The organism is Aureibaculum luteum (assembly GCF_003449015.1).
In the GTDB taxonomy this organism is placed as follows: domain Bacteria; phylum Bacteroidota; class Bacteroidia; order Flavobacteriales; family Flavobacteriaceae; genus Aureibaculum; species Aureibaculum luteum.
This window is the reverse complement of record NZ_QRGD01000001.1, coordinates 212,921-239,070: the sequence shown is the minus strand read 5'-3', so window position 1 is coordinate 239,070 and position 26,150 is coordinate 212,921. Positions and strand designations below refer to the sequence as shown.

Genomic DNA, 26,150 nt, shown 5'->3' with positions numbered 1-26,150 from the left:
ATAATGAATAGAAGAGATGCCATTAAAGGCTTAGGCTTATCATTAGGTTATGTGGTGGCTACACCAGCAATAGTAAGTATGCTTCAGGGGTGTAAAACAGAAGTGGATTTATGGAAACCTGTTTTTTTATCAGTAAACCAAGGTTATGTTTTACGAAATTTAGTTGATCTTATTTTGCCGACAACAGACACGTCACCAGGAGCTCTAGATGTGAATGTGCCTGAATTTATTGATTTATACGTTTCAAAAACGGCAACAGTAGAAGGTAAAGAAGACTATAAAAATAAGATTGATGCACTACTAGACGAATTGGGTGTTTTGGATAAAAATCCTACGATTTTAAAGCCATCAGACTTTGAAAATATGTTGTCAAAATATTTGCGAAGTTCTTCAGAACAACAAAGTGGATTTACAGATAAAGAAAAAACAGTTTTTGATGCTTTAAAGGGAATTCGAGGTAGAGCTGTATGGGCCTATAGGACAAGTGAAGAAATTGGAGAAAATGTATTGGCTTATGATCCCGTTCCTGGCGTTCAAAAAGGATGTATATCAATAGAAGAAACCAAAGGTAAAGCGTGGTCCTTGTAAAACAGAAATGAATGTATAAAAAAATAAACCTTATATATATTTGCTTATTGATCTTTGTGGTATTTAGCTGCAAAACAAAAACGGAGAATGAAAAAACAGCAAACCCGTTAGTTTCAGAAACAACTGAAAATTGGATCTCTTTATTTAATGGTAAAGATTTGGAGGGATGGACTCCGAAAATTAGAGGCTATGCTTTAGGTGAAAATATTCACAATACATTCAGAGTTGAAGATGAAGTAATCAAAGTATCATACGATGAGTATGAGGACGGATTTAAAGAAACATTTGGACATCTCTTTTATAAAACACCTTTTTCAAATTACAGGTTAAGGATGGAATATCGCTTTACGGGAACTCAATTAGAAGATGGTCCGGGTTGGGCTGAAAGAAACAGTGGTGTAATGATACATTGTGAAGATCCGAAAAAAATGAGTAAAGATCAAAAATTCCCACTTTGTATTGAAGTACAAATGTTGGGTGGTATAAGTTCAACAGACCCAAGGCCAACGGCAAATCTTTGTACACCAGGTACAAATGTGGTTATGGATGGAGAATTGGTTACTGCACATTGTAACGATTCAAATTCTCCAACGTATTACGGAGAACAATGGGTTAATTTGGAAGTTGAGGTTCATAATGATTCTTTAATTATTCATAAAATTAATGATAAAGAAGTGATGAGATATTCAAAGCCGCAAATTGGTGGTGCTGATATGGATGATTACAATAGTGAATATAAAGATAGAATTGGAGAACCCGTTAAAGGTGGTTATTTTTCTTTGCAAAGTGAAAGTCATCCCGTAGAATTTCGAAATATTGAATTGATGGAGTTAAAGTAAAATACAAATGATGCTTTTAGGTAGGTAAAGAAATACAGATTCTAAAATCAATAAAATAAAACCATGCAACGTAGAAACTTCCTTAAAAAAACGGCACTTGCAAGTTCTTTTGCATTGGCGAGTACTTCCTTATTTGCTTTGAATAGCAATAATAAGGGTATTAAAAAGGAAATCTTTCCCTTAAAATTTGCTCCACATGAAGGAATGTTTGAAAATTTAGCAGGTAAAGCTATTAGTGAACAACTTAATTTTATAGCAGATCAGGGTTTTACTGCTTTTGAAGATAATGAAATGCGAAATAGAACTGTAGTTGAACAAGAGGCTATTGCAAAAATAATGCAAAAGCGAGATCTTGAAATGGGCGTGTTTGTGGCACATAAAATTTATTGGAAAGAGCCCAATTTAGCGTCGGGAAATAAAGAAAAAAGAGCTGAGTTTTTAGCTGAAATTACTGCTTCTGTTGAAATTGCTAAAAGAGTAAATGCGAAATGGATGACTGTTGTACCAGGTCATGTAGATTTACGTCAAAATATAGAATTTCAGACGGAACATGTCATAGAGACTTTAAAGCAAGCGTCGGCAATTTTAGAACCCCATAATATAACAATGGTTTTAGAGCCGTTGAATTTTAGAGATCATCCTGGTTTGTTTTTATCTGAATCGCCACAGGCGTATCAAATTTGCAAAGCTGTAGATTCACCATCTTGTAAAATATTATTCGATATATACCATCAACAGATTCAAGAAGGTAACCTTATTCCAAATATAGAACAGTCTTGGGATGAAATTGCGTATTTCCAAATAGGAGATAATCCAGGAAGAAAAGAGCCTACTACGGGTGAAATTAATTATAGAAATATTTTTAAATTTATTCATTCGAAGAATTATACAGGGATATTAGGAATGGAGCATGGAAATTCAAGGGAAAATAAAGAGGGTGAATCAGCAGTAATTAATGCATATAAAGAAGTTTCAAAATTTTAAATACATAAGAATGAGTAAAAAAAGTAAATCAACCAGACGATCATTTATTAAAAAATCAGCGGTAATAGCTACGGGAATTAGCATCATACCGAGACACGTTATGGGTCAGGGATTTGTTCCGCCAAGTGACAAATTAAATATTGCTGGTATTGGTGCAGGAGGAAAAGGAGCAAGTGATATTTCCTCTTTTGCCAAAAGCCCCTTTGTCAATATCGTTTCACTTTGTGATGTAGATGATAGACAAGCTGTTAAGTCACGAGAGTCTTTTCCAAAAGCTAGTTATTACAACGATTTTAGGGAAATGCTAGAGAAAGAAGGTAAGAACATTGATGCTGTTTCTGTTTCTACTCCTGACCACAATCATGCCGTTGCTGCTTATATGGCAATGCAAATGGGTAAGCATGTTTATGTTCAAAAGCCGCTTACGCATGATATTTGGGAAGCTAGAATGTTAACAGAGGCTGCAAAAAAATATAAAGTAGTTACCCAAATGGGAAACCAAGGAGGATCAGGTGATGGGGTTAGAAAAATGAAAGAAATTTATGACACAGGAATAATAGGTGATGTGCATACGGTTAAATGTTGGACCAATAGAGCTATTTGGCCACAAGCCTTGCAAACACCAACTAAAAAGCACAAAATACCAAAAGGATTAAATTGGGATCTTTGGTTGGGTACCGCGGAAATGCGTGATTATAATGATGCATACCTACCTTTTGATTGGCGAGGATGGTCAGATTTTGGAACGGGTGCATTAGGTGATATGGCTTGTCATATAATGGATCCTGTTTACAGAATTTTACCAATACTTTATCCTAATAAAGTGGAATGTAGCGTATCTGATTCGTTTAAAGGTAAGTTTGAAACTGCTGATTACCCCAAAAGTTTTCCAAATTCAAGTAAAATTCACCTAAGTTATCCGAGAACAGATGGTAAGGGGTCAATAAAAGTTTCTTGGATGGATGGTGGATTATTACCCGAAAGACCTGATGAACTTGGTGATGATGAGGCATTAGGAAACTGGGATGGTGGCGTTTTATTTATTGGTTCAAAAGGAAAACTATTGGCAGATTGCTATGGTGCTAACCCAAGATTACTTCCTTTATCGTTAAACGAACAATTCGAAGTTGAACAAACTATTGCTAGAGTTCCTGAAGGACATTATTTACAATGGGTTAATGCATGTATTGCCGGATATGGAAATGCAGAAACCAGTTCTTCTTTTGACTACGCAGGTCCATTTACGGAAAGTATTCTTATCGGTAACTTAGCTCTAAAAGCTTATTTTGAAGTAGATCCTAAGGCAGATAAAGCTAGTTTCTGGGGAGGTTCAAAATATAATGGCAGAAAACGTTTGTTGTGGGATGCTGAAAATATGAGAGTGACTAACTTTGAGGCAGCCAATAAATATGTAAAAAGAAACTATAGAGAAGGGTGGAAGCTTTAAATAGGTATTAGAGATAAGATATAGACTTGAGATTTAATTTATTACTGTTATCCGAGGAACGAGGAATCTGTTCAAATGACAAGTACTATTAATGAGGTTGCTCCTTCGTCGGAATGACACAAAAACCAAGACCTCACAACATCGAAATATCGGTGTTATGAGGTCTTTTTAGTTATTGCTTAATTAGTTTTTTTGTTGCAAAACCTAATTCTGACTGTAATTTAACTAAATAAATAGCTGGTTTTAAATCAGAAATATCAAAACTTTTATTTTGCTCAAAACTTCCATTAAATGATTTTACCATTCGTCCTGAAATATCATAAATAGCTACTTTATTGGTTGCAGTGCTAATTTTAAATGAATCCGTTATTGGGTTTGGATAAATACTTACCAAATCATTTATTGAGACATTTTCAACACCTAAAGTGACTGCACTTGTTCCATATACTTTAAATTCTCCTGGGAGTAAGCTTATTGGTGCACTTACACTAACTACAGTTATTGATTCATTATCATTTAAAAGATTATACCAAGTTCCGGTTTGTTGAAATTCAGGACTTATTATTTGTGTTGTTAAACCAAAGTTTCCAATAATAGTAATGTGTTTTACATCGGGATTTGAATCATCATTTGTTAAATGAATCTTTTTTAGTCCGTTTGAATTAGCTACGTTTAAATTAAAATTATTGGTTTTAAAAATGGGAACTTGTTTTTTAAGCTTTATTAATTTTGCCCAAGTATCGTAAATTGCTTTTCGATCAGGTTCAGTATAATAGTTCCATAAAATAGGTTTATTCCCTGTTCTTCCTCCTTCGTCAATACCTATGTCATAACCTAATTCGCCAAATTGCCAAATCATTTTCGGACCTGGAATTGTAAAATAAAAGGCACCTGCCAATTCCATACGATCTAAGGCTGTGGCTAAGGTTTTTGTACTATAGCTACCGCTTGAATTACCAAATTCTAGGTTTTTATACATTACGCGTTCTTCATCATGGCTTTCCATATAGGTGACATTGGCAGGAACTGACCAGCCTCGTTCGTGGTAATCTATCCACGAAATATCTGATTTTCCATCAGCGTTATAACCCATCGTAGCTTCACTATAATTTCCGTTAAGATTACTCCAAAGCATTATGCCTTTACCTTCATTCAAACGATAATTTGCCCATTCTGTCTCCTCTGTAATTCCTCCTAAATGTTCAAAAATAACATAGAAATCAGTGTCTTTTTCCCACTGATAATCTGCATATGTTTTTAGTACCGCAACTCGGTCAGCTTGATAGCTCCCTGTACATCCTTCATCTAAGGAAGTACAATTCTGCGTAAAGCCTTTGGTCAAATCCCATCTAAAACCGTCAATTTTATATTCATCAATCCAATATTGAGTAGTACGTTTTACATAATCTTTAGTGGCTTGTTTACTATGGTTAAGGTCATTAGATACACTATAAGCATGTGTTGCTTCTTGATTAAAAAACGGACTATCTGTCGTTGCTTGTCCACCATAACCACCATTATCGGTATTCCACATTCTGTAAAAAGGGTTTTGATCTGAAGCATGATTATACACAACATCTAATACTACTGCGATACCACGATTATGGCATTCATCAATAAGCTGTTTAAAAGCAGTTGGAGATCCATAATATTTGTCTAATGCCATATGGAATGATGGATTATAGCCCCAACTTTCATTACCTTCGAATTCACTTACCGGCATCAATTCAATAGCGTTAATTCCTAAATCTTGAAGATAATCTAATCTTGCTTTTACAGCATCAAAGCTATGTAGGGCATCAAAATCTCTTATGAGTAATTCATAAATCACCAAATCGGTTTTTGCAGGAGCTTGGAAATTTGTGTTTTGCCAGGCGTACGGTGTGTCTCCAGTTCTTAATAATGTAACCGCATGTGTTGTTAGCCCTGTTGGATAAGCTGGCAAGTTAGGATAGGTTGTATTGTTGATGTATTGGTCATTACTTTCATCTAAAATGGTAGTAGAATATGGATCTGCAATTCGTATCAATCCATCAACTAAATATTGATAAAGAATATTAGTTTGAGGCGTTAAGCCTGTAAGTTCTATCCAGAAACGATCTTTTGAACTGTCTTTTTTTAGTAGATAATTGGTGTCATCAGGCGTCCAATTGTTCATCGAGCCAATGAGATTTACAAATTGTTTCTCGGGTGCATATAAAACCAAAGTGGCTTTTGTGTTATCAGAAGCATCGAGATTAAAGCCGTCCAGCATTCCTGTCGGTACTGGTGCTTCGGTAACTGTCGGTATTAATTTGACTATAAAAGTTTTAGAAATTGTTTGGCTTGCGTTTGTTACTTCAAGAGTGTAATCGATGTTTGCAGTTATATTTGTATGGCTATAACTGTAAGTTTTGATATTATTTTTCGTGTCAATAATTGTACCATTAGCCTTTAAAACAAAATTTGCTTCAAGGGAAGAGGTTGCGGAAACAGACAACGATTCTCCAGAATTTAATAATGTAATATCATTGGATGGTGCTGTAATAGTTATTTGAAAACCTCCCACAGTAATGTTTAAGTCACCGGTTTGTGAATTAGCATCTGCACTCCTTAACACCATATCAATTGCAGTGATTGTGCCTGAAGGGTTATTGTAAAACGATAGGATGCTAGGTGTAAAAGTTAAACTGTATAAATTTCCTGATACGAGTGTAAGAGAAGGCTGAGAAGTATTGACTCCCCAATCTCCAATTACATTTACCCAATTGTTTGTGTCATCGGTTGTAACCCCAGTATGTGCGTAGATTGTTCCGGTATATGATTCTAAAGGTGTTCCCGTAGCATCAAATAATAGTACAGGGTCTGAAGAATTTGCTTCAGGAGTAGTGGTTCCTTGCCATGATAATTGTGCTTGTGAAAGCAAAGAACTTAGGAAAATTAATAAGAGTAGTATTTTCTTCATAGTATTTATTTTTTATTTAAAGATTCTATGCTCGTTTATAAATTAAAGAAAAAAGGCTGTTTATGCAAACACAAACAGCCTTTAATGAACTAGATAATAAAAACTAATTTGTATTTATTATTCCAATATGTATTTAGGACTACTAGAATCACTTAAGTCTAAAGTAATCTTATAAGAACCAGCGTCAACCGCAATGTTATCACCACCTGATTCTAATGTTCCATCAGCACCAGTATCACCATAATTAACATCCCAACTGTCATCTGCACGGAATTTAATTTCACCAGCAGTAAGGTCAATGCTATTAATCACCCATATGTCATCGTCAGTGCTAAAATCACGTGTAAATTTCACATCTGGAATAATTTGTGGATCAGCAGGCCAACCTGTAGGTGAACCAGATCCGGTAATTCCCCAAATATGATCTATTGCTTCCAATTCATATTCTGAATTGTTAAGATCAACGGTAATTATATAATTTCCAGCAGTAACTGTTATGTTATCGCCTGCTGATTCTAAAGTGCCATCGGCACCTGTATCACCATAATTAGTATCCCAACTATCATTTGTTCGGAATTTAATATCACCATCAGATAGAGCAATGATTACTTTCCATGAATCAGAATAAGAATCATATGTAAATTGAGCATCAGGAATAATTTGTGGGTCAGCAGGCCAACCTATAGGAGTTGCAGATCCAGTAATTCCTAATGAATATTCTTCAAGTGTATAGGTTAAAGCACTTAGGTTTAAAGTGATTTTATAGGTTCCAGAGGTAACAGCAATATCTGTTCCACCTTCTTCTAAACTACCATCAGCATTGTCGTCACCATAATTTACGTTCGGAGATTCCCAACTATTATTTTGACGGAATTTAATGTCTCCATCAGTTAATGTCGTATAAGCGACATATACATCTGCTGTACTTGTTGTATAGAATGGAACATCTGGACCGTTCCAACCATTTACTGTAGCAGAGCCTACAACACCCCAAGTAGTAGATAAATCTAATTTATCTTGATATACAGAAGCATTTAAAACCAGAGCACTAGATTCTACACCGTTATAATCACCTAATTCAGCAATTACTTTTACTTCAACATCAGCAGGTGTACCTTCCTCTAATTCTAATTTTAATAAGATGGCATTTAACTGTGATACTGTTAATGATTTTTGCAATTCTTTACCCACAGAAACTTTTTCAGGTTTGCTGAAATTATCTCCCGCATTATCCATGTAAATAGTGTACGAAGGAGCCGCATTATAACCAAAATCAGGTTCTGACCAAGTAATTGTTAAGGCTTCTGCATCTGCATTTGTAGCTTCTAATACCACACTAGAATTCGATAAATTGGCAGTTACACTGGCATTTGAATTTAACTCAGCCAGAGCGTCCTTGTCATCGCAACTCACTATTAGAAGCGGAGCTACAACTAAGATCAATAATTTATAAAATATATTTTTCATCTGTTTAATTTTTTTTATTTAGTAACCTGTATTTTGTTGCAGATTTGGATTTGCATTCATATCCGTAGATGGTATTGGAAACAAATCTAAATGGCTTGAAGTACTAACTCCGTCTTCTGCACCGCCTTTCCAAGGCCAAGTATAAGTTCCATCAGAAAATTTACCGTATCTAATTAAGTCTGTTCTGCGGTGTCCTTCCCAGTATAATTCTCTTGCTCTTTCGTCAAGGATAAGGTCAAGATCAATTGAACTAACTTGAACAGGGCTGTTAGCTCGTGTTCTTAGTTGGTTTACATAACCCATTGCTGTAGTTTCATCACCTCCTGAACCACCTCTTAAGACAGCTTCTGCATACATTAAATATACATCTGCTAAACGGAATAAAGGAAAGTCTGTATCTGTAAAGTTACCACTAGCATCAGAACCGGCATTGCCGTCTCTATCTACATTTTTGAATTTAGAGATTGCATAACCTTCTGTAAATGTAGGGATATCAGTAATTTCTAAATTTTGACCATCAGTATAGAACATGGCTCTTGCGTCAGCTAAAGACTGGAGTGTGTATGTTTTATCAGCTGTATTTACAGTAATTTTATATAAACCAGCAGTTACAACAATATTTCCATCTGCACCACCAAAATCACTTCCCCAAGCATTATCTGGTCTGAACTTTAATTCAGCATCAGGTAATTGATAGTATGCCTGATACACATTAGCAGTTTCTGTTTGGTACAGTATCATATCAGATTGACCTCCCCAATCAGTAAGGTCGCCTACAATACCCCAATTAGAAGCTGCTCCAATAGCATTATTTGCAGCAGTACTATTAAATGTGTAATTAAACAAGTTTACTAAAGCACTTGTAGTACGGTTACCACCCCAACCACTATTAACTCCAAAATCTGCTGGTGCCATTGAACCACCGATAGCCGCATGTATTAAAAAGGTTGTTCCTCCATAAGACTGTGTATGTAAACCATCAAAGGCTATTGGGAAAATAACACCACTCGCCGTATGGTTATCTGCTAAGAATAAATTTTCATAATCAGGTTCTAAGGTATAACCTGCATTTATTACTTTATTTGCATACGTTATAGTCTCTGTATATTTTGCTTGACCTGTATACACTTCAGCATTTAAATATAATTTAGCTAGCAATGCCCATGCTCCTGCTTGATCTACCCTTGCATATTCGTTTGCCATAGGCGGAGTTAATATGCTCTCGATAGCTAACAACTCACTTTCAACATAATTGAATAAATCAGCTCTGCTCATTTGTTCAGGTGTCCAATAACCCACTGGATCATTTTCATCATTAAATGGTACGTTTCCAAAAAAGTCAATTGCGTGATAATAACTTAAAGCTCTTAAAAAACGAGCTTCTGCACGATAGGTATTTATTTCTGTCAATAATGTACCGTCAACACCTCTACTACTTAAAAGTTCTGGTGTGGTTTGGCTTAAAAAAGTATTACATGCTTTTATTTGATAAAAAATTCTATTATATAAAGCTCTAATAAATTCGTTACCTGAATTCCAATCTTGTTCGTGATAATCTGGTAAACTTCCATCTGCCCAACCGATAACTGCTTCGTCAGTAGTTACTTCTTGTGCCAACCAATATTGTCTTAAGTATTGACTAAAACCTTCATCTATACCTGAGATGTCTGGAGCACCCGCAGGGCCTTCTTGACCACTTATAGCCAAACCAGCATATAGTTTTGCCAATACTTGTTTGTAAGCTGCAGGGTCGTTAAATACTTCGTCAGCTAATGCGATATCATCATCATTAGGTAACGTGTCTAATTCGTTTAAACATGATGTTAAGGTAAATAAACCCAACACGACACTTAAAATGGTTATTTTAAAAATATGTTTTTTCATCTTTATCTATTTAAAAGTTTAAATTAAGACCTAACGTATAGATTCTTGGTCTTGGATAAATATTGTAATCAATTCCTCCAAAAACTTCAGGATCTAAACCTTCGTAATCAGTAATTATCAATGCATTTTGTACAGTAGCATTTAGCTTCAAGTTAGTGCCTTCACCAAAGACACTATTAAAATTATAACCTATACCAATATTGTCTAATTTAACAAACGAAGCGTCTTGTACGTAATAATCTGATAAGTATCTTTCAGTTCCTCCATTTATAAAACCAGTTTCTAAAATGTTTTCTACACCGTTAGAAATAACATCAGGGAAAGCTGTATTTAATAAATTAAGTTTAAATCCTAAATTAGAATCTACGTTATTATAGACGTAGTTTCCAAAACTTCCTCTCCAAGACATTGTAAAATTCCAGTTTTTATAATTTAAATCAGTAGCAAAACCAAGTGTTATGTCTGCATTCGGATTTTCAAATCTATATCTGTCATCCAAAGTTATTGAACCATCTCCGTCTCTATCTACATAAACATCTTCTAATGGTTTTCCATTAGCATCATAAACTTGCTCATACACATAGAAAGTACTTGGAGCATAGCCTACAGAGTGAATTTGAATGTTGTTTCCAACACCACCAGAAATACCACCAGTTGGTTCTCCTTCATAATCGGCACTTTCGTTAGTGGTTAATTTGGTAATTTCACTGTCATTCCAAGCTCCATTTAGGCTTAATGTTAAATCTAAGTCATCCGTTTTTATAGGAATAAAATTCAAAGTCAATTCAACCCCTTTGTTTTCTAAGCTCCCTATATTGGCGTTATCTGCATTTGATAATGCGGAACCCGCAGGAAAGGAGATAAAGTTTAACAAATCAACGGTTTCTCTAAAATAACCATCAATACTACCATTAATTCTATCATTAAGAAAACCAAAATCTAAACCCAAGTTATAGGTAGTAGTTTCTTCCCATTTTAATGTGGTATTATATGGTTCTGCTCTATAAGTTGATACGAAACCATTTCCAAATTGATATTGGGCTGTATTATTACTTAGCAAATAGGTTGCTAAAGCAGGATTATAGTCACCTATATCTTGTTGCCCCGTAATACCCCAACCTACTCTTAGTTTTAAATCTGAGATTGTATTAGAATCTTGTAAAAAGGACTCCTCTTTCATTTTCCAAGCAAAGGCAGCTGAAGGAAATTTCCCCCATTTGTTATCTCCTCTAAATCTAGAAGATCCATCTGCTCTATAGGTAAATGTAAATAAATACTTATTTGCTAAGGTGTAATTTAATCTACCAAAAAATGATTGTAAATTAAGAATATTAGAATAGTCGCTTATTTGGCTGATGCTCATATCTTGTAAGTTACTGACATCTCCACCTTCATTTAAAAAATTTTGGTAAGAATACCCTGCCATTACATCTATTTTACTGTCAATAGATTCAATGTTTTTTACATAATTCAAGTAAAAATCTAACAATTGATTTTCTTTTTCTTGATTATAAGTAGCCATGTTCCCTAAATTAGTACCATCTGCTAATTGTGTAGTGGAAGAATTAAAGATATTATTAAAACCTTTTGAACTTGATTTATCGATACCTAGATTAAGATTTGCTCTTAAATCTGGTAAAAAATGCATTTTATAATCAAATTGAATATTTCCAATAAAACGTTTTACACTCGATTCGTTTCTTCTTTGTTCTAATAATGCCAATGGGTTTCTAGGAGCTCCAGTTTGGATAGCTCTACCATCAATAGGGCTTGTCCATTCAAAGTAACCTCCAAAAGGTAAGCTGTTGTCATAAATAGGTTGTGTAGGGTCAAATGATATTGCATTTCCTATTGCACCTTGATCAGCAAATCGGTTGGCAATTAATGAAGCCTTAGTGTTTAGATCAATTTTTAACTTATTGTCAAAAAATTTAGTACCAATATTTATAGAGTAGGTCGCTCTTTCTAATTTAGAAGTTTTTAAGGTACCATTTAAATTGGTGTATCCCATAGAACCTCTTACATTAAATTTATCGCTACCGCCAGAAAGACTTATATTATGGTCTGTACCCATACCGGTTTGAAAAATCTCATCTTGCCAGTTGTTGTTAGCGTTTCCTATTAGGGCAATGTCAGTAGCTACTCCATTAGCATTTACATATCCTTTGAAATCAGTTGCAGACATGGCGTCTACAAATTGAGTGTTCTCTTGAACAGATACGTTAGCTGAATAATTAGCTTTAATACCACCGCTTTTACCTTTTTTAGTAGTAATGATTATTACACCATTTGATGCTCTAGAACCGTAAATAGCAGTTGCAGATGCATCTTTTAATATACTATAAGAATCAATATCATTTGGGTTTACAATATTTAATGGGTTTCTAGTTCCAGATACACCTTCATTATCGATAGGAACACCATCAATAATAATTAAAGGATTGTTAGTAGCCGTTAATGAAGAACCACCTCTAATACGAATGGTACTTCCTGTACCGGGTGCTCCACCACCTGTCGTCACTTGAACACCAGCAACTTTACCTACCAATAATTGTTCAGGTGAGGCAATTGCACCTTTATTAATGTCTGCTGCTTTTACAGATGAAACAGCACCTGTAGCATCCTTTTTAGTAGTAGTACCATAACCTATAATAACTACTTCTTGTAAGCTTTCTGCTGACTCTTCTAGTATTACATTAATATCTTCGTTAGATTTTATGGCAACTTCTACATTGTTAAATCCGATAAATGAATATATTAGTATGTCTCCAATATTTACATTATCAATTGTGTAAAGACCATCAAAATCAGTTACGGTACCATTTGTAGTACCTTTTACAATAACATTTACACCTGGTAATTCAGTACCGGTGGCTTTATCAGTTACTTTTCCTTTTACACTAATTTGAGCCATTGCTATTAGTGGAAAAAGAAATAAGACGCCAAAAAAGGCTTTTCTAAAATTTCTCATTTAATTTAATTTGAGTTAATACTAATTAAAATCAATACTTTTACATTTCACTTGGTGAAGTTACCACGTTAACGTAACATTAACAAAAGCGAAACCTTACGAAAACGGTTTCGTGTTGACAACTTTTTGTATTTTTGATAGAATCGTTGTGAAAAACGATAAAATCCATCAAAAAAAGACCAATATTTTTAGAATTTGATAAATTACGATGAAAGCGAAAATCACATTAAAGGACATAGCGAAAGAATTAGAGGTATCAACTTCAACAGTTTCAAAAGCATTAAATGATAGTAATGAAATTAGTATAGAGTTACGTGAGAAAATAAAAGCCTTCGCTGATTTTTATCATTACAGACCGAATATGACGGCCTTAAAACTAAGGAATAAGAAGACCATGATTATTGGTGTGATTATTCCTGAGATTGTGCATCATTTTTTCTCGGAAATTATAAGTGGTATTGAAAAAATGGCAAATGGGAGAAACTATAATGTAATGGTTTGTGTGTCTAGTGAATCATACGAAAAGGAAAAATTAAACCTTGCCATGTTATCTAACGGAAGTGTAGATGGAGTCTTGGTTTCCATAGCCAAGGAAACTTTGGAATTAGGAAATTATGATCATTTCAAAGAATTGGAAGATTATAACATTCCACTTGTTTTATTTGATAGAGTTTCTAATGAGGTAAATTGTGATAAAATAGTGGTTGATGATGAAGGTGCTGGTTATAAAGCTACTAATTATTTAATGGATATTGGACGTAAACGTATTTGTATATTGTCAACACCAGATCATGTTAATGTTGGTGCTCTACGTAGTTTGGGGTATAAAAAAGCGATTGAAGAAAGAGGTGGAGAAGTAGATGATCGTTTACTATTTCGAGTGAATGATAAAACGGATCTTTACTTACAAATTCAGACGTATTTAAATAGTTTAGAAGTTTGGCCAGACGCTATAATAGGTGTAAATGAAATTTTTGCTGCAATTGCGATGAAAGTTGCGAAAGAAAAAAAATATAAAATACCTGAAGATGTTGCTATTATAGGGTTTACAGATGGTTTGATATCTCAATTTTCTACACCTGCAATGTCTACAATTGTACAACATGGTTTTATGATGGGGGAGCAGGCAACAGCTATGTTATTGGATAGAATTCAAAAAAAGGAACCTGATATGAATTATGATTATAAAGTGATTTCAACTGATTTAAAAATTAGAGAGTCTACAGAAAAAATAGAATAAAAAAATTATTTATAAAAAAATTATTTATATCTTTGAACTTCAAAACGCAAGTTTTAATTTGATATTTGCCCTTTTGTTTTAGATAAAAGAGTGAATGTTTCAAAATACGTTTTACACTTCACACAAAAAATTTGGCCGATGATTTTCATTGGGCTATTATCTCGTTGTTAATATTTTATTTATGGAAAAAAGGAAACTAAGTTTCTGGCAAATCTGGAACATGAGTTTTGGATTTCTAGGAATACAAATGGGTTTTGCATTGCAAAATGCTAATGCCAGTAGGATTCTTCAAATTTTCGGTGCTGATGTGCATGAGCTTTCATGGTTTTGGATCATTGCACCGCTAATGGGGTTGATTGTTCAACCTATTGTTGGTCATTATAGTGATAAAACTTGGGGGAAGTTTGGTAGAAGGAAACCCTATTTTTTAGTAGGTGCTTTATTGGCATCTATTGGATTAATATTGATGCCTCAAGCTGATATGTTTATTGCTTTTTTACCTGCTTTGTGGGTGGGTGCTGGTTTTTTAATGATTATGGATGCCTCTTTTAATATCGCTATGGAACCTTTCCGAGCTTTAGTAGGAGATAATTTAAGAACAGACCAAAGAACAGCTGGATTCAGTATTCAAACGGCTTTAATTGGTTTTGGGGCGGTTATAGGTTCTTGGTTACCGTATGTATTAACCAATTGGTTTGGAATTTCAAATGTATCAGAAGAAGGAAGTGTACCTATGCACTTAATTTGGTCTTTTGTTATTGGAGCGATTATTTTGATAGTATCCATTTTAATAACAATTGTTACAACGAAAGAGTATTCTCCTGAAGAACTTCAGCAAATTGAAAGTAATCTTTCTGAAGATGGTGTCATAGAAATAGTTGATGAAGAAAAAGAGTCTAGCTTATTAGATATTTTTGAAGATTTTAAAAAAATGCCGGCTACAATGCGGCAATTGAGTTGGGTACAGTTCTTTTCTTGGTTTGGCCTATTTGGAATGTGGGTTTTTGCTCTGCCTGCAATTGCACAACATATATATGGACTACCTTTAAGTGATAATAGCAGTGAGACCTATCAAAATGCTGGTGATTGGGTTGGTATTTTATTTGGAGTTTACAATTTGGTTTCTGCATTATTTGCATTTACACTTCCTTATATCGCAAAAAGAATAGGAAGGAAAAAAACGCATTCTACTTCTCTTATTATTGGAGGCCTAGGTTTAATATCAATTTATTTTATGCCTAACGAAGATTGGTTAATCCTTTCGATGGTAGGTGTGGGTATTGCTTGGGCTAGTATTTTGGCAATGCCTTATGCTATTTTGGCGGGTTCAATCAATCCAAAAAAAATGGGTGTATATATGGGTATTTTCAATTTCTTTATTGTAATTCCTCAAATTATAAATGCTATAATCGGCGGGCCATTAGTCAAATATTTATATAACGATCATGCAATTTTTGCATTGGTAACAAGTGGAGTCAGTTTCTTAATAGCTGCCCTCTTAGTAGCAAAAGTAAAAGATGTTGACGAAAATTTAAATGAAAATTAAATGAATAAAAAAGGATTTATATTCGACTTAGACGGAGTCATAGTTGATACTGCTAAATATCACTATTTGGCTTGGAGAGATTTAGCTAGTGAATTAGGCTTTGAATTTACTATTGAGCAAAATGAAATGTTTAAAGGGGTAAGTCGAAAAAGATGTATGGAAATTCTACTTGATATTGGTGGAATTGCAGCGACTAAAAATCAGTTTGATACTTGGATGATCGAAAAGAACGTAGATTATCTAAAGTATATTGATAAAATGGATGCATCTGAAATTCTACCAGATGTTGGTAGAGTTTTAGATTTTCTAAAAAAACGTAAAATTCCAATAGCACTGGGGTCGGCAAGTAAAAACGCACAACCTATTTTAGAAAAAGTAGGCTTGTTATCTTATTTTGATACTATTGTAGATGGTAATAATGTAACCAAAGCAAAACCAGATCCGGAAGTTTTTTTATTAGCAGCAGAACAATTGGGAGTAAAGGCTGATAATTGCATTGTTTTTGAAGATGCTGTTGCTGGTATAGAAGCTGCCAACAAAGCAAATATGATAAGTATTGGCATCGGTGATAATAATATTTTATCAGAAGCTCAATATAATTTTAACGATTTTACAGAAATGGACAATGCTTTTTTAAACGGTTTGTTGGCCGGAAACTAAGTAGATAGATTGTACATAAAATCGACTTAATTCTAATACCTTAATACTAATATCAAAATGAACCAAGAATATATACAACCAAATGCATGGTCAATAATTGAAGAAGGATTTGATCCAGAAAAGGTAAAATCTTCAGAAAGTTTATTTAGCATCGGTAATGGTGCTATGGGACAACGTGCCAATTTTGAAGAAGATTATTCTGGAGCTACTTTTCAAGGTAGTTATATAGCCGGTGTTTATTATCCTGATAAAACCAAAGTGGGTTGGTGGAAAAATGGCTATCCTGAATATTTTGCAAAAGTACTAAACGCACCAAGTTGGATTGGTATTAATGTGGCTATAAATGGGGAGCAATTAGATTTATTTACTTGTGAAAAAGTGGATAATTTTAAGCGAGAACTCAATATGAAAGAAGGGTGGTTGTCTCGTAATTTTAAAGCTACGCTAAAAAGTGGAATAGAAGTTCAGGTTGATATTAAGCGGTTTTTAAGTTTAGAATTAGACGAGGTTGGAGCCATTTCATATACAGTTACACCATTAAATAATGACGTTACTATTTTATTTGAACCGTATTTAGATAGTGGCATTACAAATGAAGATTCTAATTGGGATGATACGTTTTGGAATACGACAACTGTTACAGAAAATGACGAACAGGCTTTTATAGAAGCACATACTATGAAAACTAATTTTCATACGTGCACCTTTATGGAATCCCATTTCTTTCTGAATAATAATTCTTTAAACATAAAACCAGTTATACGAAAAAAGCCACAATTCATTGCTTTTATGTATGAACAGGATGTAAAGCAAAATGAAACGTTTACCATTCACAAATTTGGTGGGTATACGGTTGATCGTAATCATTCCGCTGATAAATTAGTGAGTGCTGCAAAAAATGTTTTAGCAAAAACAGAAGCACTTGGTTTTAATAACCTGTTGAATACACAAAAAGAATCATGGGCCAAAATTTGGGAGATGGCAGATATTTCCATCGACGGAGATGTCAAAGCCCAACAAGGAATTCGATTTAATATTTTTCAACTGAATCAAACCTATTTAGGTAAAGATTCACGATTAAATATTGGTCCGAAAGGCTTTACTGGTGAAAAATATGGAGGAAGTACCTATTGGGATACGGAAGCCTATTGTATCCCATTTTATATGGCAACTAAAGATCAGCAAGTAGCGAGAAACTTATTAAAATATAGATATAACCATTTAGAAAAAGCTATTGAAAATGCTGAAAAATTAGGCTTTAAAAATGGAGCAGCATTGTATCCAATGGTTACTATGAATGGCGAAGAGTGCCATAACGAATGGGAAATTACATTTGAAGAAATTCACAGAAATGGAGCTATTGCTTTTGCCATTTTTAACTACTATCGATATACTGGAGACTACAGTTATATTCCTGAAAAGGGTTTGGAGGTACTTATCGGTATTGCTAGATTTTGGGAGCAACGTGCTACTTTTTCTACGGCTAAAAATAAGTATGTCATTCTAGGTGTTACAGGGCCAAACGAATATGAAAATAATGTAAATAATAATTTTTACACAAACTATTTAGCTAAATGGTGTATTAATTATGCATTGGAAAATATTAATAAAGTTTCCAAAGAATTTACTGCTGATTATGATAGAATTACTCATAAAACTAATATCTCTACCTCAGAGTTAGAGCAATGGAAAAAAGTAGCAGATAACATGTATTTTCCTTTTTCAAAAGAGCACGATATTTATTTACAACAGGATGGCTTTTTAGACAAAGAATTGATTACAGTTGCCAATTTAGATAAATCGCAACGTCCAATAAATCAAAAATGGTCATGGGATCGAATTTTACGTTCTCCATATATTAAGCAGGCTGATGTTTTACAAGGGATGTACTTTTTTGAAGATCAATTTACTACGGAAGAATTAGAGCGTCATTTTGATTTCTATGAGCCATTTACAGTGCACGAAAGTTCATTGTCACCTTGTGTACATAGTATTCAAGCCGCAAAATTAGACCGAATGGAACAGGCCTATCAATTCTATTTACGAACTTCTCGTTTAGATTTAGATGACTATAATCATGAAGTTGAGGAAGGCTTGCACATCACTTCCATGGCAGGTACTTGGATGAGTATAGTAGAGGGATTTGGTGGAATGCGAATTACGGAAAACACGCTGTCATTTGAACCAAAAATTCCTGAACAATGGAAATCATATTCTTTTAAGGTAAATTTTAGAAATCATATTATAAAAGTAAATACCAGTCATAATGAAACAACTTTTGAATTGTTAGAGGGCAATTCTATAGATATTATGGTTAATGATAAACCTGTTACTGTTTCAATAAAATAATTTAAAAATGTATAAAATGAGGTCAATAATTTTTACACTCATCGCTTTTCTCGTTATCAATAATCTGGTAACCGCACAAGAGTTGAAATCTCCAAACGGGGAAATGAAAATGCAATTTTCACTTAACAATGAAGGTACGCCAACCTATCAACTCAAGTATAAAGAACAAGAGGTTATAAAGAAGAGTAGTTTAGGTTTAGAATTAAAAAATGATAAAAAATCATTGTTGAATGATTTTGAAATTTCTAAAGCGGAAACATCAACGTTTGATGAAACTTGGACTCCAGTTTGGGGTGAAGAAAAGGAAATTAGAAACCATTATAATGAATTAGCGGTTACATTAACACAAAAAACTACAGATAGAATTGTCTTAATTCGTTTCCGTCTATTTAACGAAGGTTTGGGATTCCGTTATGAATTTCCTGAACAAAAGAATCTTGTTTACTTTGTGATAAAAGAGGAGAAAACGCAATTTGCAATGACAGGCGATCATACTGCATTTTGGATTCCAGGAGATTATGACACGCAAGAATATAATTATACAGAATCTAAATTGTCAGAAATTCGTGGGAAATTTGATGCTGCAATAACAGATAATGCTTCTCAAGAACAGTTTTCGCCAACAGGCGTACAAACAGCATTAATTATGAAAACAGATTCAGGTTTGTACATTAATCTTCATGAAGCAGCATTGATTAATTACTCATGCATGCACCTTAATTTGGATGATGAAAATATGATTTTTGAATCATGGTTAACACCAGATGCCAATGGTGATAAAGGATATATACAAGCACCTTCACATTCACCTTGGAGAACTGTTATGGTAAGTGATGATGCTCGCGATATTTTAGCTTCAAAAATGACGTTGAACCTTAATGAACCTAGTAAAATAGAAGATACTTCATGGATTAAGCCCGTTAAATATATTGGGGTTTGGTGGGAGATGATTACGGGTAAAAGCTCATGGGCTTATACCGATGAGTTATCTGCAATACAACTTGGTGTTACGGACTATTCAAAAGTAAAACCGAATGCTACCCATGGTGCAAACAATACCAAAGTGAAACGATATATAGATTTTGCTGCTAAACATGGTTTTGATGCCGTTTTGGTGGAGGGTTGGAATGAAGGTTGGGAAGATTGGTTTGGAAAAACGAAGGATTATGTATTTGATTTCGTTACACCATATCCCGATTTTAATGTTGAAGAAATACATGCTTATGCCAAATCAAAAGGTGTAAAAATGATAATGCATCATGAAACCTCAGGATCAACCAGAAATTATGAACGTCATCTTGATAAAGCGTATCAGTTTATGAAAGACAATGGTTATGACGCTGTTAAAAGTGGTTATGTTGGTGATATTTTACCAAGAGGCGAAAATCACTATAACCAATGGATTGTAAATCACTATCAATATGCTATTGAAAAAGCAGCAGATTATAAAATTATGGTTAATGCTCATGAGGCGGTTAGGCCAACTGGTATTAGTAGAACGTATCCTAATTTGATTGGAAATGAATCTGCTCGTGGTACAGAATTTCAAGCCTTTGGAGGGTCTAAACCAAACCATGTCACTATTTTACCTTTTACACGATTAATCGGTGGGCCAATGGATTATACACCTGGTATTTTTGAAATGGAAATCAGTAAATTTAGTCCAAACAACAATTCTCATGTTAATAGTACCATTGCGAATCAATTGGCATTATATGTAACCATGTACAGCCCGTTGCAAATGGCAGCCGATTTGCCTGAACATTATGAGCAATTTATGGACGCTTTTCAATTTATAAAAGATGTTGCCATTGATTGGGATAAAAGTATCTATCTAGAAGCAGAGCCTGGAAAATATATCACTGTAGCACGTAAAGAAAAAGGATCAAATAATTGGTTTGTGGGTAATGTAAATGGAAATGATGCAAGAAAATCGAACATAAAATTTAATTTTTTAGAAAAAGGGAAAAAGTATATCGCAACAATTTATGCAGATGCTAAGGATGCTCATTATAAAACCAATCCCCAAGCGTATACTATTAAGACTAAAAAAGTAACCAATACATCTAAATTATCACAACTGTCAGTTCCTGGCGGAGGTTATGCAATAAGTATAAAGGAAATTAAATAATACCCTTGTTTTTTTATTTTAATTTAAAAGACTAGATTTATGGAAAACGATTTTAAACGATTAATTATTTTAGGTCAAATATTTCTGACAATGTGTATAGCTGCAAGTGCCCAAATAGAACGCGTAGAACCACTTAATTGGTGGGTAGGCTTTGAAAACAATAATCTGCAATTATTGATAAAAGGTAATGATATCAGCAATGCTGTTCCGAGTATCTCTTACGATGGTGTTCATCTAATGAGTATTAAAAAAGGGACGAGTCCAAATTATTTATTTCTAAATCTTAACATCCATTCAGATACCAAACCGGGAGCGTTTGAGATCGTTTTTGAGCAAGAAAATAAGGAAACAATTCGGTATTCCTATACGTTAAATGCACGTAAAAAGAAGGCTGATACCTATGAAGGTTTTAACAGCTCAGATGCCATTTACTTAATTACTCCAGATCGTTTTGCAAATGGAAACGTTATTAACGATCAAGTAACTGGTCTAAAAGATCAAACCTTAAATAGAGAACAAGATTATAATAGACATGGTGGTGACATAAGAGGGATGATTAATCATTTAGATTATATAAAAGATATGGGGTTTACCACAATTTGGCCAACACCATTGTTGACCAATGATATGTCAGAATCTTCGTATCATGGGTACGCAATCACAGATTTTTATCAAGTAGATCCACGTTTTGGAACGTTAGATGCCTATAAAGAACTTGCTGGGAAAATAAATGAAAATGGGATGAAATTGGTAATGGATCAAGTGGCTAACCATTGCGGTATAGAACATTGGTGGATGAAAGATTTGCCTTTTAATGATTGGATTAATCAGCAAGAAAGTTTCTTAAACAAAAAAGAGATTTTAAAATCAAACCATAGACGTACAGTTAATCAAGATATGTATGCCTCTAAATTAGACAAGCAACAGTTAAATGATGGTTGGTTTGTAGATAGCATGCCTGATTTAAATCAGAAAAATCCTTTTATGGCCACTTATATTATTCAAAACAGTATTTGGTGGATAGAAACGTTGGAATTGGGAGGGATTCGTCAAGATACCTATCCTTATCCCGATAAGGAATTTATGTCTGATTGGGCAGGGGCAATTATGAAAGAATATCCGAATTTTAGTATTGTAGGAGAAGAGTGGAGTATGAATCCGCTATTAGTAGGGTATTGGCAAACTGGAGCTGAAAATAAGGATGGCTATGAGTCCAATTTAAGGTCTACCATGGATTTTCCAATGCAAAATAATATTGTAGCTGCTTTAAATGAAAATGAAGAATGGGATAAAGGGTTGGTGAAATTATATGAAGGCTTAGCGAATGATTTTCATTATGCAACACCGGAAGATATCATGATTTTTGCAGACAATCATGATATGAGTAGAATTCATACACAGCTGAATGAAGATTATGTAAAAACAAAAATGGCCTTAGCATCGGTATTGTTATTGCCCAGAGTACCTCAAATATATTATGGTACGGAAGTGTTATTGAGTGATGCTGAAAAACCAGGAGACCATGGCTTAATAAGAACTGATTTTCCAGGAGGTTGGCAAAATGATACGGTAAATGCTTTTACTGGAGAAGGCTTAACAGATGAGCAAAAAGATGTACAGAATTTTCTTAAAAAAGTATTGAATTATCGTAAAGGAAGTAAAGCCATTCACAAAGGTAAAACCATACATTTTGCACCAGAAAATGGAATCTATGTATTGTTTCGAATGAAGGGCGATGAAACTGTGGTAATGATTTTGAATAAAAATGAGAATTCGATTGCGTTAGATTTAAAGCGTTTTGAAGAAATGGGTTTAGATGATAAAACTTTAAAAAATATGATCTCAGAAGATTCAATTACTTGGAAAGGTCCATTAAAAATTAATGACAGAGGAGTGATATTATTAACAACAAAACTGTAAAGCTACCGTAAATAATAACTGTTCCTTTCCTAAAAGGGATAGTGGTATGTTTTTAGGACTTCAATAAAATGAACAAAGCCATATTGTCAACAGTAAGTTTTTTATTAATAGTTCAGATAAGTCTGGCTCAAGTCACTTTTGTTGTTACTAAATATCCTAAAAGCACCACCAAAGAGGATATTTATATTACTGGAAACTTTGAAGGGTGGACCGGAGGTCAAGAAAAATATAAATTAAAGCAACAAAAAAATAATTATTCAATTACATTACCTGAAGAAGAAGCTATTCTTTTTAAATTTACAAAAGGTTCTTGGGCGTCCGTTGAAACGGATAAAGATTATTATACAATTGAAAATCGAGAATACATTTTTAATATGCCAAATGATACGGTACATATTTCTATAGAAAATTGGTCTCAAGAAAAAGTTGTGAATTCAACGGCATCTCCAAATGTGAAATTATTTTATAAAGCAATACATATTCCACAACTTAAAAGAAAACGCAGAATTTGGGTTTATTTACCACCAGATTATAATTCTTCTAAAGAAAAATATCCTGTTGTATATATGCAAGATGGGCAGAATTTATTTGATGCCGCAACTTCTTTTACTGACGAATGGGCTGTCGATGAAACACTTAATAAATTGGCACTTGAAAAGAAGTTAAAAATAATAGTGGTAGGGATAGACAATGGTTCAAAACATAGGATTGACGAGTACTCACCTTGGAGAAATAATAGTTATGGTGGAGGAAAAGGTGAAGCCTATGTCCAATTTATAGCGGAAACTTTAAAACCGAAAATAGATAGTGCTTTTAGAACCAAACCACAAGGTAGAAATACTGCCATTATGGGAAGCTCTATGGGCGGATTAATTTCTTATTACGCTGCATTAAAATATCCTAAAGTTTTTGGAAAGGTGGGCGTATTTTCACCTTCTTTTTGGTTTTCAGACAAGGTAATTGATTTTACGAAGGAGCATAGTAAAAAATCAACTGTAAAAGCTTACTTTTTAATGGGAAATAAAGAGGATAATAGTGCCATTGAAGCTATGGATAATGTAATTGAGACCATGAAAAAAAGTGGTTTTAAACATAAGAATTTAGCAAAAAAAATAGTTCTTGGAGGTAAGCATAATGAAGCTTTATGGAGAAATGGATTTGAAGAAGCAATACTATGGCTGTTTAAATAGGAATCAATGAAATCAAATAATATATATATATCATTCTTTATGCTAGTTACCCTATTTATGGCATGTGATAAAGAAAAACAACCAGAAGAAAAACAAACTATGATAATAGAAAAAAGTACTCATAAAAAAGTGGTTTATCAAGTGTTTACGAGATTATTTGGAAACACAAATTCAACAAATAAACCTTGGGGAACCATCGAGGAAAATGGAGTTGGAAAATTTAGTGACTTTACGGATAAAGCGTTGAAGAAAATTAAGGATTTAGGGGTAACTCATATTTGGTACACAGGTATTCCTCATCATGATGTAATTAGAGATTATACAGATTTTGGTATATCAAATGATGACCCTGACGTCGTTAAAGGACGTGCTGGTTCTCCCTATGCCGTTAAAGATTATTATAATGTTAATCCTGATTTAGCCGATAACCCTGCTAAAAGATTAGCCGAATTTAAAGCCTTAATAAAACGCACACACAAAGTCGGATTACAACTGATTATTGACATTGTTCCCAACCATGTTGCTCGTAATTATCAAGGATTAACTAATCCAGAAGGGGTAGATGATTTTGGTGCTAAAGATGACAAAACAGTTGTTTATGACGTCAATAATAATTTTTATTATGTTCCAGGAGAGGCCTTTAAAGTACCTGAATGGCAAAATGGGTATCAACCGCTAGGGGGTGAAAATAATCCACTTGCTGATCATAGGTTTGAAGAATATCCTGCAAAATGGACAGGTAATGGTTCAAGAGCAGCTCAACCAGATGTAAATGACTGGTATGAAACGGTGAAGATTAATTATGGGGTGAGCCCCGACGGTAGAAAGGACTTTAATGAATTACCAGAAGGCTTTGAGAATAAAAATTATCAAAAGCATTTTGATTTTTGGAAGGATAAAAAAGTGCCAAGCTCTTGGATTAAATTTAAAGATATTGCTTTGTATTGGATAGAAATGGGAGTAGATGGCTTTCGATATGATATGGCTGAAATGGTTCCTGTTGAGTTTTGGAGTTATATGAATTCTGCTATAAAGATGAAAAATGAAAATGCATTTTTAATGGCTGAGGTGTACAATCCTGATTTGTATCGAGATTATATCCGTAAAGGGAAAATGGATTATCTATACGATAAAGTACAACTATACGATACCATTAAGAATATTATGCAAGGGCATGGCTCTACTGATCATATTGCAGATATTGAAAAATGGAAGAAAGATATTGAGCACAACATGCTTCATTTTTTAGAAAATCATGACGAACAGCGAATTGCAAGTCCTGAATTTGCGGGTAATGCCTTAAAAGGAAAGCCGGCAATGGTTGTTTCTGCAACTATTAGTACGTCACCAACTTTAATCTATTTTGGTCAAGAATTGGGTGAGCCTGGTGCAGAGAATGCAGGTTTTGGAAGTCCATCGAGAACTTCTATTTTCGATTATATTGGCGTACCAAATTTACAACGCTGGGTGAATGATAAAAAATTTGATGGAGGTTCATCTACCGATGAGGAAAAATCTCTAAGAGATTTTTATAAGCGGTTGTTAAACTTTACCATTAATAGTTCAGCGATGATGGGTGCGTATCAAGATATTCATCATCATAATAGATACCATACGGAATGGTATAATGATAAGGTGCTGTCTTATGTACGTTGGGATGCTGCTGAAAAATTAATAATTGTTTCAAATTTTAATGACAGTAATCACTATGGATTTGACTTGCAGGTACCCAATGATATTATCAAAAAATGGAATTTAAAGGATGGGGAATATGAAACGGAAGACCAAATCTATCATAAAAATAAACCCACATTAAAAGTAGAAAAGGGGTTGGGTTATATTAGAATAGATGTAGAACCTTTAGAGTCCTTTATTTTGAAATTAAAATAAGAGTAATAAAATTCCCTTCCTTCAGCCTGAGCGGAGTCGAATGGCAAGTAGAGTTGCCTAAACGTTAGATTGAAATTTAGAAGTGGGGCGTCCCAAATTT

At 34.0% G+C, this 26,150-nt stretch carries 16 protein-coding genes; 12 read left to right on the top strand and 4 right to left on the bottom strand.

Features of this window, described 5'->3' with window-relative positions; translation table 11 throughout:
• Nucleotides 1-3: 3 nt before the first annotated feature.
• The 4 genes from D3P13_RS01145 (at nt 4) to D3P13_RS01130 (ending at nt 3,858) form a co-directional block, all read left to right on the top strand.
• A complete protein-coding gene (locus tag D3P13_RS01145) occupies nt 4-588 on the top strand; it encodes a gluconate 2-dehydrogenase subunit 3 family protein (protein WP_117879465.1) in 585 nt (194 codons plus the stop codon).
• An 11-nt stretch (nt 589-599) separates the two neighbouring features.
• On the top strand, nt 600-1,427 hold the full coding sequence (locus D3P13_RS01140; RefSeq protein WP_117879464.1) for a 3-keto-disaccharide hydrolase: 828 nt from the start codon (nt 600-602) through the stop codon (nt 1,425-1,427).
• Between the two features lie 63 nt (nt 1,428-1,490).
• Nucleotides 1,491-2,411, top strand: a complete 921-nt coding sequence (locus D3P13_RS01135) for a hydroxypyruvate isomerase family protein (protein ID WP_117879463.1) — start codon at nt 1,491-1,493, stop codon at nt 2,409-2,411.
• Between the two features lie 10 nt (nt 2,412-2,421).
• Complete coding sequence (locus D3P13_RS01130) at nt 2,422-3,858, top strand: Gfo/Idh/MocA family protein (RefSeq protein WP_117880219.1); 1,437 nt, start codon at nt 2,422-2,424, stop codon at nt 3,856-3,858.
• 172 nt (nt 3,859-4,030) lie between these two features.
• On the opposite strand, the gene D3P13_RS01125 is transcribed toward D3P13_RS01130, so the two are convergent.
• The 4 genes from D3P13_RS01125 to D3P13_RS01110 all read right to left on the bottom strand — a co-directional run bounded on the left by D3P13_RS01125 (nt 4,031) and on the right by D3P13_RS01110 (nt 13,124).
• On the bottom strand, nt 4,031-6,802 hold the full coding sequence (locus D3P13_RS01125; RefSeq protein ID WP_117879462.1) for an alpha-amylase family glycosyl hydrolase: 2,772 nt from the start codon (nt 6,800-6,802) through the stop codon (nt 4,031-4,033).
• A 117-nt stretch (nt 6,803-6,919) separates the two neighbouring features.
• Nucleotides 6,920-8,269, bottom strand: coding sequence for a SusE domain-containing protein (locus tag D3P13_RS01120; protein ID WP_117879461.1), 1,350 nt, complete (start codon nt 8,267-8,269; stop codon nt 6,920-6,922).
• Between the two features lie 18 nt (nt 8,270-8,287).
• Nucleotides 8,288-10,153, bottom strand: coding sequence for a RagB/SusD family nutrient uptake outer membrane protein (locus tag D3P13_RS01115; RefSeq protein WP_117879460.1), 1,866 nt, complete (start codon nt 10,151-10,153; stop codon nt 8,288-8,290).
• A 10-nt stretch (nt 10,154-10,163) separates the two neighbouring features.
• Entirely contained in the window at nt 10,164-13,124 is a 2,961-nt protein-coding gene (locus D3P13_RS01110; protein ID WP_117879459.1) for a SusC/RagA family TonB-linked outer membrane protein, read from the bottom strand.
• 208 nt (nt 13,125-13,332) lie between these two features.
• On the opposite strand from D3P13_RS01110, the gene D3P13_RS01105 reads away from it, so the two are divergent.
• The 8 genes from D3P13_RS01105 to D3P13_RS01070 all read left to right on the top strand — a co-directional run bounded on the left by D3P13_RS01105 (nt 13,333) and on the right by D3P13_RS01070 (nt 26,050).
• A complete protein-coding gene (locus D3P13_RS01105; protein WP_117879458.1) occupies nt 13,333-14,364 on the top strand; it encodes a LacI family DNA-binding transcriptional regulator in 1,032 nt (343 codons plus the stop codon).
• A 181-nt stretch (nt 14,365-14,545) separates the two neighbouring features.
• The gene (locus D3P13_RS01100; protein ID WP_117879457.1) at nt 14,546-15,910 is read left to right on the top strand and encodes an MFS transporter; all 1,365 of its coding nucleotides are present in this window, start codon (nt 14,546-14,548) and stop codon (nt 15,908-15,910) included.
• Nucleotides 15,911-16,570 carry a beta-phosphoglucomutase gene (gene pgmB / locus D3P13_RS01095; RefSeq protein ID WP_117879456.1) on the top strand — a complete coding sequence of 220 codons (660 nt, stop codon included), beginning with the start codon at nt 15,911-15,913 and terminating at the stop codon, nt 16,568-16,570.
• Nucleotides 16,571-16,627: 57 nt separating this feature from the next.
• A complete protein-coding gene (locus D3P13_RS01090) occupies nt 16,628-18,919 on the top strand; it encodes a glycoside hydrolase family 65 protein (RefSeq protein WP_117879455.1) in 2,292 nt (763 codons plus the stop codon).
• Between the two features lie 16 nt (nt 18,920-18,935).
• Nucleotides 18,936-21,050 carry a glycoside hydrolase family 97 protein gene (locus tag D3P13_RS01085; protein WP_117879454.1) on the top strand — a complete coding sequence of 705 codons (2,115 nt, stop codon included), beginning with the start codon at nt 18,936-18,938 and terminating at the stop codon, nt 21,048-21,050.
• Nucleotides 21,051-21,089: 39 nt separating this feature from the next.
• Nucleotides 21,090-22,970, top strand: coding sequence for a glycoside hydrolase family 13 protein (locus D3P13_RS01080; protein ID WP_117879453.1), 1,881 nt, complete (start codon nt 21,090-21,092; stop codon nt 22,968-22,970).
• 68 nt (nt 22,971-23,038) lie between these two features.
• A complete protein-coding gene (locus tag D3P13_RS01075; protein WP_117879452.1) occupies nt 23,039-24,160 on the top strand; it encodes an alpha/beta hydrolase in 1,122 nt (373 codons plus the stop codon).
• Between the two features lie 6 nt (nt 24,161-24,166).
• The gene (locus D3P13_RS01070) at nt 24,167-26,050 is read left to right on the top strand and encodes an alpha-amylase family glycosyl hydrolase (RefSeq protein ID WP_117879451.1); all 1,884 of its coding nucleotides are present in this window, start codon (nt 24,167-24,169) and stop codon (nt 26,048-26,050) included.
• Nucleotides 26,051-26,150: the final 100 nt, after the last annotated feature.